Source organism: Aeromicrobium sp. Root472D3 (assembly GCF_001426485.1).
Classification (GTDB): Bacteria; Actinomycetota; Actinomycetes; order Propionibacteriales; family Nocardioidaceae; genus Aeromicrobium.
The window spans coordinates 2646779-2658120 of the sequence record NZ_LMET01000001.1 but is presented as its reverse complement, the minus strand read 5'-3'; the positions used below and the strand labels follow the sequence as shown (position 1 = coordinate 2658120).

12 protein-coding genes are annotated in these 11342 nt (G+C 72.4%); 7 read left to right on the top strand and 5 right to left on the bottom strand.

Annotated elements, in window-relative coordinates:
* Nucleotides 1–139: 139 nt before the first annotated feature.
* The 3 genes from sepH to ASD10_RS13090 form a co-directional block, all read right to left on the bottom strand.
* Nucleotides 140–1132: a septation protein SepH gene (sepH, locus tag ASD10_RS13100; protein WP_056609113.1), complete on the bottom strand. Its 993-nt coding sequence runs from the start codon at nucleotides 1130–1132 to the stop codon at nucleotides 140–142.
* Nucleotides 1133–1240: 108 nt separating this feature from the next.
* Complete coding sequence (locus tag ASD10_RS13095) at nucleotides 1241–4639, bottom strand: bifunctional proline dehydrogenase/L-glutamate gamma-semialdehyde dehydrogenase (protein WP_056609111.1); 3399 nt, start codon at nucleotides 4637–4639, stop codon at nucleotides 1241–1243.
* Between the two features lie 12 nt (nucleotides 4640–4651).
* Nucleotides 4652–5860, bottom strand: a complete 1209-nt coding sequence (locus ASD10_RS13090) for an MFS transporter (RefSeq protein ID WP_056609109.1) — start codon at nucleotides 5858–5860, stop codon at nucleotides 4652–4654.
* 56 nt (nucleotides 5861–5916) lie between these two features.
* On the opposite strand from ASD10_RS13090, the gene ASD10_RS13085 reads away from it, so the two are divergent.
* The 3 genes from ASD10_RS13085 to ASD10_RS13075 all read left to right on the top strand — a co-directional run bounded on the left by ASD10_RS13085 (nucleotide 5917) and on the right by ASD10_RS13075 (nucleotide 8159).
* A complete protein-coding gene (locus ASD10_RS13085) occupies nucleotides 5917–6999 on the top strand; it encodes a ferrochelatase (RefSeq protein WP_056609107.1) in 1083 nt (360 codons plus the stop codon).
* The gene (locus ASD10_RS13080; RefSeq protein WP_056610540.1) at nucleotides 6996–7796 is read left to right on the top strand and encodes an inositol monophosphatase family protein; all 801 of its coding nucleotides are present in this window, start codon (nucleotides 6996–6998) and stop codon (nucleotides 7794–7796) included. Before ASD10_RS13085 ends, ASD10_RS13080 begins: the two co-directional genes overlap by 4 nt.
* A gap of 63 nt (nucleotides 7797–7859) precedes the next feature.
* The gene (locus tag ASD10_RS13075) at nucleotides 7860–8159 is read left to right on the top strand and encodes a DUF4193 domain-containing protein (RefSeq protein ID WP_056609104.1); all 300 of its coding nucleotides are present in this window, start codon (nucleotides 7860–7862) and stop codon (nucleotides 8157–8159) included.
* On the opposite strand, the gene ASD10_RS13070 is transcribed toward ASD10_RS13075, so the two are convergent.
* Both ASD10_RS13070 and ASD10_RS13065 read right to left on the bottom strand, forming a co-directional pair.
* The gene (locus tag ASD10_RS13070) at nucleotides 8134–8628 is read right to left on the bottom strand and encodes a DUF4235 domain-containing protein (protein WP_157432588.1); all 495 of its coding nucleotides are present in this window, start codon (nucleotides 8626–8628) and stop codon (nucleotides 8134–8136) included. The two genes, ASD10_RS13075 and ASD10_RS13070, sit on opposite strands and share 26 nt — an antisense overlap.
* Nucleotides 8618–9109, bottom strand: a complete 492-nt coding sequence (locus ASD10_RS13065; RefSeq protein WP_082556192.1) for a DUF3093 domain-containing protein — start codon at nucleotides 9107–9109, stop codon at nucleotides 8618–8620. Before ASD10_RS13065 ends, ASD10_RS13070 begins: the two co-directional genes overlap by 11 nt.
* A gap of 54 nt (nucleotides 9110–9163) precedes the next feature.
* On the opposite strand from ASD10_RS13065, the gene dut reads away from it, so the two are divergent.
* The 4 genes from dut to ASD10_RS13045 are packed head-to-tail and all read left to right on the top strand — an operon-like array spanning nucleotide 9164 to nucleotide 11321.
* Nucleotides 9164–9631 (top strand): dUTP diphosphatase, encoded by a 468-nt coding sequence (dut, locus tag ASD10_RS13060; protein WP_056609099.1) that lies wholly within the window; start codon nucleotides 9164–9166, stop codon nucleotides 9629–9631.
* Nucleotides 9631–10263 carry a DUF3710 domain-containing protein gene (locus tag ASD10_RS13055; RefSeq protein ID WP_056609097.1) on the top strand — a complete coding sequence of 211 codons (633 nt, stop codon included), beginning with the start codon at nucleotides 9631–9633 and terminating at the stop codon, nucleotides 10261–10263. The genes dut and ASD10_RS13055 overlap by 1 nt, the downstream gene beginning before the upstream one ends.
* 25 nt (nucleotides 10264–10288) lie before the next feature.
* On the top strand, nucleotides 10289–10639 hold the full coding sequence (locus tag ASD10_RS13050) for an OB-fold nucleic acid binding domain-containing protein (RefSeq protein ID WP_056609095.1): 351 nt from the start codon (nucleotides 10289–10291) through the stop codon (nucleotides 10637–10639).
* Nucleotides 10640–10643: 4 nt separating this feature from the next.
* A complete protein-coding gene (locus ASD10_RS13045; RefSeq protein ID WP_056609093.1) occupies nucleotides 10644–11321 on the top strand; it encodes a DUF3159 domain-containing protein in 678 nt (225 codons plus the stop codon).
* Nucleotides 11322–11342 lie beyond the last annotated feature (21 nt).

Sequence of the window (11342 nt, the reverse complement as noted above, 5' to 3'; positions counted from 1 at the left end):
GGCGGATGGTGAAGTGGGCCGCCTCGCTTCGCTCACGCCGCTCGTTCCTCGCGGCTGGCGACCGGGGTCGGGCTCGTTCCTCGCGGCTGGCGACCGGGGTCGGGGTCGTCCCTCGCGGCTGGCGAGCGGGAACCGGCGGTCAGTCGTCCTTGCCGAACATGATCTCGTCCCAGCTGGGGACGCGACGACGTTCGTGACGCTTCTTGCGGGGGCCCATCGTGTCGGGAACCGCGACGTTCTGCTCGAGACCGTCCTCGAAGTCGTCCTCCTCGACCTGGGCCGCCGGTGCGTCCTCCGAGGCGGAGGCGTCGCCGAGGGCGAGCTGCTCCATCGCACGACGGTCGCGTGCCTCCTTGAGCGAGGAGACGCCCGTCAGGACCTCCTCCTCGACCGGCTCGATCGGGTCGGGGATCTCGACCTGCGACGCGACGGGCTCGACCTCGTCGACCACCGCGACCTCGTCGATCTCGGGCACGTCGTCGACCGGACGCTCCGAGGAGCGGACCGCGTCGGCGATCGCCATGTCGGTCGAGTCGGGCAGGGCGACGTCGCCGACCAGCTCGTGCGCGAACTCGTCGGCCGGCAGGACGTAGCGGCTCTTGACGTCGAACAGGAACGTCGCCGGGTGCGTGGCGTCGTCCGGCGTGACCAGCACGGTCCACCGGCCGTCCTCGCGTCGCCACGAGTCCCACTGCGCCGACTCGGGAACGCCCCCGGAGGCCGCGATGTTCTCGGCGACCAGGATGCCGAGCTGCACGCCGGCACCGCCGATGTGCTTGCGCCGGATCGCGGTCTTGCGGGCCTGCTCGCACATGAACTCGCGCTCGGCGAGCACGGGGCCCGCGAAGCCGGTGATCTGCTCGACCGGGACGCCGGCGGAGTCGGCGACCGCCTGGGGCGACTCGCCGCGCCGGATGCGGGACTGGATGTCGCGGGGGCTGAGTGAGCTGGGCATGCGGATCTCCATCTGGCCGGAGGTGCTCCCGCCACGGGCAGGCGTGCGGGACGGCGTGCCGATCAGGGAAGAGAGGCGGTGATCAGCGGGAATGCGGTACGTCGCGCCGGTCGTGACGTCACGTGCGACGAGGAACCGCTTGTCCTCGCTCAATCCCTCGAGACTGAGATCGCGCATGCCATCGCCTCCGACGTGTGGCGGTGCCGGGTGGGCGTTCACCTGGACCGTCCTCCCATCGTAGGCGGGCCGGCGGCCAGGTCTGGGCGGCGCGCCGACGCCCGCGACTCAGCGCCGGGGGAGGACACGGTCGAACTCGCTGTCGTGGTTGCCGAAGCGGTGGTTGGTGATCGAGATCGACTGCTCCTGCAGGAACGGCAGCGCCTCGACACGTCCGGACGGGGTCACGGCACCGGAGTAGATCGCGACGTCGGGGTCGCCGTCGACGGCCGACGCGACCGCGAGGGCGTCCTGGCCGATGAGACGCACCCGGGCCGGACGCTGCTCGGCCACGTGGGCGAGCCACTGCTCGCCGCTCTCGACGCGCGCCCCCGGCACGAGGCCGTCGGGCAGGGCGGTCGCGGTGCTGACCGTCACGTCGGAGCCGGTGCGGGCGGCCGCCAGGAGCACGCGGACGAGGTCGGGCCCGAGACCCTCGGCGCGGACCGTGACGGGCACCGGGACGTACCGGAACACGTTGCGCTCGACCTCGAGGCCCGAGACGTCCTTGACCGCGCCGAACTCGCGCGTCCACGCGACGTGGTCGGACTGCGCGGCAGCACGCAGGCGCCGGTTCTCGACGTCCGGCAGGTGGGCCGCGACGGCGTCGAGGAGGGCCTGCACGGGCGCGGCCAACGTCACCGCGGCGTCGTCGGTCGAGGGTCGCAGGGCGCGCGGACGCCACGTGCCGAGGTGCGTCAGGTAGTTCGGGCCGCCGGCCTTGGCGGTCGTGCCGACCGACGAGCGCTTCCAGCCGCCGAACGGCTGGCGCTGCACGATGGCGCCGGTGATGCCGCGGTTGACGTAGAGGTTGCCGGCCTCGACGGCGTCGATCCAGCGGTTGACCTCGTCGGCGTCGAGCGAGTGGATCCCGGCCGTCAGGCCGTAGTCGGTCGCGTTCTGCCAGGCGATCGCCTCGTCGAGGTCGGTGGCCTGCATGATGCCGAGGACGGGTCCGAAGTACTCGGTGGTGTGGAACGTGCTGCCGGGGCGCACACCGGTGCGGATGCCGGGAGTCCACACCCGGCCGTCGGTCCCGACCTGCCGGGGCTCGAGCAGCCAGGTCTCGCCCTCGCCGAGCTCGGTGAGCCCCTGCAGGAGCTTGCCCCGGGGAGGCTCGATGACGGGCCCCATCGACACCTCGGGGTCGTCGGGGTGGCCGACCTTGAGCGACGACACGGCGTCGACGAGCTGGCGGCGGAACCGCTCGGACGCGGCGACGGATCCGACGACGATCGCCAGGCTCGCGGCCGAGCACTTCTGGCCCGCGTGGCCGAAGGCGCTCTTGACGAGGTCGGCGACCGCGAGGTCGATGTCGGCGCTCGGAGTGATGACGATCGCGTTCTTGCCGCTGGTCTCGGCGAGCAGCGGCAGGTCGGGACGCCACGAGCGGAACAGGTCGGCCGTCTCCCAGCCGCCCGTCAGGATGACCCGGTCGACCGACGTGTGGGAGATCAGCGCCTTGCTGAGCGCTCCCTCGTCGATCGTGACGTACCGCAGGACGTCGCGCGGGACGCCGGCCTGCCACAGCGCCTCGACCATCACGGCGGCGCAGCGGCGGGTCTGCGGCGCGGCCTTGATCACGACGCCGCTGCCGACCGCGAGCGCCGCGAGGACCGAGCCGGCGGGGATCGCCACGGGGAAGTTCCACGGCGGGGCGACGACCGTCAGCCGGTCGGGCACGAACTCGGCACCGTCGACGGCGTCGAGCCTCCGGGCGGCCTCGGCGTAGTAGTTCGCGAAGTCGATCGACTCGCTGACCTCGACGTCGGCCTCGGCGACGGTCTTGCCGGCCTCGGCGGCCATGACCGACACGAGGTCGCCGCGCCGGGCGCCGAGCGCGCTGGCGGCCTGGTGGAGGATCCACGCGCGCACGTCGGAGCCGCGCGCATGCCACTGGGCGGCCGCGTCGCGGGTCTCGTGGATGATCGTCTCGAGCGAGGCCGGGCCCGGCACGGACCCGGTGCGGACCGTCTCGGCACCGACCTGCGTGTACGTCGAGCGGGCCAGCGCGAGACGCGCCCACTCGCGGTTCGCCTCGGTGGACGGATCGGTGTCGGGGGTGTTGGCGAACGTCCCGGTCGACGGGGTCGAGGCCTCGGTCGACCGGTCCTGGCGGCGGTGGGGCTGCGGCACGGAGGTGTCGAGGGCCTCGACCGAGGCCAGGAACCTCTGCGTCTCGCGATCGAGGAGCGTCGCGTCCGACGACAGCTCGAACGCCGCCGACATGAAGTTGTCGGTGCTGGCGTTTTCCTCGAGGCGGCGCACGAGGTACGAGATCGCGACGTCGAACTCGGCGGGGCTGACGACCGGCGTGTAGAGCAGCAGCTGGCCGATGTCGCCGCGCACCGCGTCGACCGGACCGGTGTCCATGCCCAGCAGCATCTCGAAGTCGACGGCGTCGCGGACGCCGCGGTCGCCCGCGAGCAACCAGGCGTACGCGACGTCGAACAGGTTCTGGCCGGCCACGCCGACGCGGACCGCGTCGACGCGCTCGGGCGTCAGCGACCACTGCAGGACGCGCTTGTAGTTGGTGTCGGTCTCCTGCTTGCTCGACCACGTCGCGAGCGGCCACCCGTGCACCGTGGCGTCGACGCGCTCCATCGCGAGGTTGGCGCCCTTGACGAGGCGCACCTTGATCGGCGCGCCCCCGGCCGCACGACGCTGCGCGGCCCAGGCCTGCAGCTCCTGCATCGCGCCGAGGGCGTCCGGGAGGTAGGCCTGCAGCACGATGCCGGCCTCGAGGTCGGGGAACGACTCGAGGATCGACGTGAAGACCGCGACCGTCAGGTCGAGGTCCTTGTACTCCTCCATGTCGAGGTTGATGAACGTCGGCTCGCCGGTGGCAGCCCGCTCGTAGAGCGGCGTCAGCTGCTGGACGACCCGGGCGACGGACTCGTCGAACGCCCACATCGAGAGCTGGCTGGCGACCGAGGAGACCTTGATCGAGACGTAGTCGACGTCGTCGCGCTCGAGCAGCTCGAGCGTGCCGTCGCGGCGACGGGCGGCCTCGCCGTCGCCCAGGACGGCCTCGCCCAGCAGGTTGAGGTTGAGCCGGTCGCCGCCGGCGCGCAGCTTCCTGATGGCCCGGCCGAGCTGCTGCGGGCGGGCGTCGACGACCAGGTGGCCGACCATGCGGCGCAGGGTGCGACGCGCGACGCCGACGACGAGGCCCGGCAGCAGGAGCGACACGAAGGCGCCGAGCTTCAGCAGGATCTTCTGCGTCGCGGGCAGGAACCCGGGCAGCTCACGGGCGAGGTGCCGCAGGTTGCGGGCCGCGACCCGGTGGTCGTCGGGTCGCACGACGCGGTCGACGAAGCCGATCGTGAACTGCAGGCCCTGCGGATCCTTCAGGAGCGTCGCGAGGCGGGCGGCGGCGGCCGTGGTGCGGCGGCCTCGGGGGCGGCGGGCATCGGTCCAGGTGCGGACCAGGTCGACGCTGCGTTCGGCCAGTGAGAGTTCGGTCATCGTGCCCCAACCTTAATGACTTTCCGCGGCCGCGTTCACCCCGTCGGACGACCGGCTCGCCGTGCCGGTGGTCCAGGCCACGACCGCGGCCGCGAGCCCGGCCGCCAGCGGCACCAGGAAGCCCGCCGACGCGCCGTGCGCGTCGATCACCGCGCCGACGGCGGCGGCGCCCGGGGCGATGCCGACCGACATGCCGGTCGTGGTCCACGTCAGGGCCTCGGTCAGCCGGGACGCCGGCACCTCCTGCTCGACGAGGTGGACGAGCGCGATGAGCGACGGGGAGATCATGAACCCGCCCACGAACATGCCGAGGGCCAGGAGCGGGATGCTCGTCAGCAGGGCCATCGGGGCGAACAGCACGCCCAGGACGAGGATCGACAGACGGAGCCGGCGGCGCGGGTCGGGCGCCTGCGGCAGTGCACCCACCGCGACGCCCGCGACGAGGCTGCCGGCGGCCCACACCGCGAGCACGGCCCCCGCGGCGCCCTTGCGGCCCTGCTCCTCGGTGAACGCCGCGATGATGACCTCGGCCGAGCCGAAGATGATGCCGAGACCCACCGACACCGCGACCAGCGGCCACAGGCCCAGCCAGTTGATCGCGGGCCCCGTGCGGGTGCGCCGTCGACCGGCCGGTGGAGCGGTCGACCGCTGGAGCGCCATGGCCCAGCTGCCCAGCAGCGCCGCCGCGGCGGCGCACGCGAGCCCCGCGTAGTCGGCGACCTGGAACGTCAGGAACGTCACGAGCACGGGGCCGACGATGAACACGACCTCGTCGCTGACGGCCTCGATCGAGAACGCCGTGTTGAGCTGCGTCCGGTCGTCGATCGCGTGCGTCCAGCGGGCCCGCACCATGCTGCCGGTCTGCGGCGTCGCGAGCCCCGCGAGGGCCGCGCACGCGTGCGGCCACGGTGCCGACCAGTCCGCCTCGATCGCGACCAGGAACGCGGTGATGCCGGCGGCGTAGGTCGCGCCGACGACCCACAGCACCGCCCCCTGGCCGAAGCGGTCGGCCAGCCGTCCCTGCCACGGCGCGAACGCCGCGGCCGACAGCACGTAGACCGCGGACATGACGCCCGCCTCGCGGAACGAGTCGGTGCGCTCGTTGACGAGCAGGACGATGCCGAGACCGGCCATCGACAGGGGGAGGCGCGACCACAGCGCCGTGAACGAGAACAGGGCCGCCCCGGGCAGGCCCAGCACGCCCTTGTACGTCGTCAGCATGGGTTCCTCTCGAGCCGCCCCGAGCACCCTATCCGGCCCGGTGCGAGGATGGACCCATGGATGTCCGCCCCTTTGACGCACTGCTGCTCGTCTCGTTCGGAGGGCCCGAGAAGCCCGACGACGTCGTCCCCTTCCTCGAGAACGTGACCGCCGGCCGCGGCATCCCGCGCGAGCGGCTCGTCGAGGTCGGCGAGCACTACTTCCAGTTCGGCGGACGCTCGCCGATCAACGACCTCAACCGTGAGCTGCTGGCCGCGCTGCGCAGCGACTTCGCCGCGAACGGCGTCGACCTGCCGATCTACTGGGGCAACCGCAACTGGGACCCGTACCTGCGCGACGCGGCCCAGCAGATGGCGGCCGACGGCGTGCAGCGTGCCGCCTGCTTCGTCACGAGCGCGTACTCGTCGTACTCGGGCTGCCGCCAGTACCGCGAGGACCTCTTCGACGCGACGACGGGCGTCGAGATCGGCCTGAGCCGCCTGCGTCACTACTTCAACCACCCGGGCTTCGTCGGCCCGTTCACCGAGGCGACCAGGGACGCTCTCGCCGACGCGCCCGCGGGCACGCACGTCGTGTTCGTGACGCACTCGATCCCGACGTCGATGAACGAGGCCAGCGGCGGGCCCGGACGTCAGGCGTACGTCCGCCAGCACGAGAGCGTCGCGGCGCTCGTGGCCGAGGGAGCGGGCGCCGGGGCGTTCTCGCTGGCGTACTGCTCGCGGTCCGGGTCGCCGCGCATCCCGTGGCTCGAGCCCGACGTCAACGACCACCTGACGGCCCTCAAGGAGTCCGGCGTCGAGTCGGTCGTCGTGGTGCCGATCGGCTTCGTGTCCGACCACATGGAGGTCATCTACGACCTCGACACCGAGGCCAGCCAGACCGCCGAGGAGCTGGGTCTCCGGTTCGTCCGCGCCGCGACGCCTGGCGCCCACCCCGACTTCGTCGCGATGGTGCGCGAGCTGCTGCTCGAGCGCGCCGCCGTCGAGCGGGGCGAGGACGTCGACCGTCCCGCGCTGGGCGAGCTGCCGCGCTCGCACGACCTGTGCCCGACCGACTGCTGCCTGAACCCGCGGTCGACGCTGCCGACCGTCGGATCGGCCACGACGCCGGCATCGGTCTCGTCGTCGATCCCGCTGTGAGCGCCGATCGCGAGGAGCTGCTGGCGCTCGCCCGTCGGGTCGGTCTGGAGGCGGCGGCGTACGTGCGGTCGGCCCGGCCCGCCGGACGGGTCGACGTCTCGTCGACCAAGTCGAGCGAGACCGACGTCGTCACCGCGATCGACGAGGCCTGCGAGCGGCTCATCCGCGAGCGCATCTTCGCCGCCCGTCCCGACGACGGGTTCGTCGGCGAGGAGGGCGACGACGTCGTCGGCGCGTCGGGGGTCGACTGGGTCGTCGACCCCATCGACGGCACCGTCAACTTCGTCTACGGCATCCCGACGTACGGCGTGTCGATCGCGGCCCGTCAGGACGGCGAGGTCGTCGTGGGGCACGTCGTCAACATCGCGTCGGGCGCCGAGTGGGGGGCCGTCGCCGGCGCGGGCTCGTGGCGCTACGACGGCGACGAGCGCCTGGTGCTGACCGCTCCGCCCGTGGCCCGGCTCGCGCACGCACTCGTCGCGACGGGCTTCAACTACGTGCCGGAGGTCCGGGCCAAGCAGGCCGCCGCGATGGCCGCGTTCATCCCGCAGGTGCGTGACATCCGTCGCATCGGGTCGGCCTCGCTCGACCTGTGCGGGCTGGCCGAGGGGCAGTTCGACGCCTACGTCGAGCAGGGCCTGAAGCCGTGGGACCTGGCGGCCGGGGGGCTCGTCGCCCGCGAGGCCGGACTCGTCCTCAGCGGGCTCGACGGCGAGCCCGACGAGCGGCTCGTGATGGCCGCCCACCCCTCCGTCGCGGAGGAATATTTCGAGCTCGTCCGTGCTTGTGGGTTCTGAGTGTGAACGCCACCGAACCGTGTGGCACAATCACGCCGGTTGTTCCGCACAAAGGGAGATTTGATGGCTACCGATTACGACGCACCGCGCAAGACAGAGGAAGAGCAGTCCGAGGACAGCATCGAGGAGCTCAAGGCGCGTCGGCACGAGAAGAACTCGGGCAAGGTCGACGAGGACGAGACCGAGGCCGCGGAGTCCTTCGAGCTGCCGGGGGCCGACCTCTCCCACGAGGAGCTCGCGGTCCAGGTGGTGCCGAAGCAGCTCGACGAGTTCACGTGCTCGTCATGCTTCCTGGTGCACCACCGCAGTCAGCTGGCGTCGGAGAAGAACGGCGTCCTCATCTGCCGCGACTGCGCCGACTGACCTTCCGGGTCGACCTGCCCCGTGACGGGGATGAGTGAGGAGCCGGTTCCGCGAGGACCGGCTCCTTTGTCGTTCCACCGGCCTGCCGGGCCTTGGTGTCGAGCGGCTTCATGCCGGGCGGCAGCTGACCGGTCGACCTGACCCAGTACGTCGCGGCGCCGCGACGGACGCCGACCCGCACGAGCTCGACGATCGAGCCGCCGACGACGGCCCAGGTGACGGCCTCGCGCGTCGTCACGTCGGGGTGCTGTCCGCTGGTCGGGGGCTTGCGTCCCGTGGCGAGGCGCCAGGCCACCGCGGAGGCGCGCGTCGCGAGCATCGCCGCGGCGACCGACGAGCCGCGGTCCATGACCTTCCACGTCGCGCGGCTGGGCGCCTTGGTGCGCGGGGTGCGGGCGGCCTCGGCGTTGAGGTCCTGGACCACGTGCCCGGACGTCGCCGAGCCCTTCTTCTTGCGCCTACTGGCCACGGGAGGCCTCTCCGTCGGTGTCGGGGGTCGCGGCCGAGGGCCGCGAGGGAGCCAACGCGGCTGCGAGGGCTTCGGGGTGGCGGCTCGAGACCAGCCAGTACGGGGTGGGGTCGGACGGGTCGTCGATCGTCACGACGACGCCGTGGTCGAGGTAGGGACGCGTCACCAGGTACGCACGGGCGTCGGCACCGGTGCCGAGCCGGGTGCGGTAGCCGGCCCGGTCAAGGGCCTGGACGTCGCCGACGTGACCGGCCTCGACGAACGCCTGACCGACCCGCAGGCCGTCGGCGTCCACGGACACCGTCATGGAGCCGTAGCGCCACACGATGAACCCGCCGGCCGCGACGAGCAGTGCCGTCACGACACCGGCGATGGCCCAGTTCGTCGCGATGAGGAACACCCAGCCCCAGGCGGCGGCGAACGCCAGGGCGGCGATCCACCAGGACACGGGGGCCGACAGGCGCTCTCGATAGGTCGTCACGGTTCAACCTTGCCTCATGCGGGTCCGGCGTGCGACGCAGGTAGGGTCGTCGCCATGCTCGACGTGACCGTGACACGGCTCGATCCGGACGTGCCGCTTCCCACTTACGCCCACCCGGGCGACGCCGGGGCCGACCTCGTCACGACGGTCGACGTGCGGCTGGCGCCGGGGGAGCGCGTGCTCGTGCCGACGGGCATCGCCCTGGCACTGCCCGAGGGGTTCGCGGCGTTCGTGCACCCGCGGTCGGGCCTGGCGCTGCGCCACGGGCTGTCGATCGTCAACACGCCCGGCACGATCGACGCCGGCTACCGCGGCGAGATCAAGGTGCTGCTGGTCAACCACGACGCCGCCGAGTCCGTCGCGCTCCGACGGGGCGACCGGGTCGCGCAGCTCGTCGTGCAGCGGGTCGAGCACGTCCGGTTCGTCGAGTCGAGGGTGCTCCCCACGTCGGAGCGCGGTTCGGGGGGCTACGGTTCAACAGGTGGCCACGCGGCCGCCGACGTCCACGAAGAGAGCAGCTGATGGCACGACGACGAGGCAAGCAGACCACCGACGACACCGCGGTCGTCGCACCCTCCGCGGTCGAGGGCGTGCGCCACGCCGGACCGTGGGACTCCTCCGAGCGGTCTCCGGCGGACGACCAGCAGTACATCGACCTGGGTCCGCTCAAGGTCCGCGTGCGGGTCGGTCTCGACGTCCAGCTGCCGACCGACGGCGAGGGCGGCGACATCGGCTCGGTCGTCCTGGTCACCGACGACGCCGCGATCGAGCTGCGGGCCTTCGCGGCCACGCGGTCGGGCGGCCTGTGGGACGAGGTGCGCGACGACCTGATCCTCGAGGTCGAGCGCCTCGGCGGCGAGTGCGAGCAGGTCGACGGGATCTTCGGTCCCGAGCTGCACGTGCGCGTGCCGGTCGACCTGCCCGACGGCGAGAAGGGCTTCCAGCCGAGCCGCATCGTCGGCATCGAGGGGCCGCGCTGGCTCCTGCGGGCGACGTTCCTCGGCGCGGCGGGTCTCGAGCCCTCCGACGAGGGCATCCTGATGGACGCGCTGCGCGACGTCATCGTCGACCGCGGCTCCGATCCGCGCATCCCGCGCGAGTCGCTGCTCCTGACGCTGCCCCCCAACGCGACGCCCGTCGAGCCCGGGGCCTAGGGCCCCGCGAGAGTAGGCTGGAACCATGGGACGCTTCAGCAGGACCCTCGAACGCCTGTCGACCGAGAACCAGGAGGCCGGCGAGCTCAAGAGCGAGGCCGAGCGGGCCGGGTGCCAGCTCATCTCCTCGCAGGCCGACCGCTGCATGGCCACGATCCACGGCGTGCTGCGCTCGGTGACCCTGCGGCCCGTCGACGGCGTCACGGCCCTCGAGGCCGAGCTGTACGACGGGTCCGACAGCGTGACCCTGGTGTGGCTCGGACGTCGCCGCATCGAGGGCATCACCGCCGGCCGCCAGCTCAAGGCCTTCGGCCGCATCGGCATGAGGGGCACGACGCGCATCATCTACAACCCGCGCTACGAGCTCGACGCGTGAGCCGGTGACCTCACCCCAGGCGACGGTCGAGCAGGTCGTCCGCGCCCAGCTGTCGAAGGCCCTCGGCGGACCGCGCGGGATCGTCGAGAGCGCCGTGCCGACGGCGCTGTTCACGGTGCTGTTCCTGGTCACCAAGGACATCCGGCTGTCGCTGGTCGTCAGCATCGGGGCGACGGCGGCGCTGCTGCTCGTCCGCGTGGTGCAGCGCTCGACGACGCAGTTCGTCCTCAACGCGCTGTTCGGCATCGGCATCGGCGCGTTCTTCGCGTACCGGGCGTCGCAGTCGGGTGGCTCCGAGGAGGACGTCGCGCGGGCGGTCTTCACCCCGGGCCTGATCTACAACGGGGTGTACGCCGTCGTGATCGTGCTGACGATCGTCATCGGCTGGCCCATCGTCGGCTTCATGGTGGGCTCGGTCATGGGAGACCCGACGGCCTGGCACTCCGACAAGGCCATGGTGCGGCTGTGCTCACAGCTGACGTGGGTGCTCGCGATCCCGTGCGTCATCCGGGTCGCGGTGCAGCTGCCGCTGTGGCTCGACCACCAGATCGGCCTGCTGGGCGCGTCCAAGATCGCGCTGGGCTGGCCGCTCCAGCTGGCGTCGTTCGCGGTCATGGGCTGGCTGCTGACCCGCAACCGCACCCCGATCGACCTCGACGAGAACTCCACCCCCGATCGCTGAACGGGGGGGACCTCCCGCTCG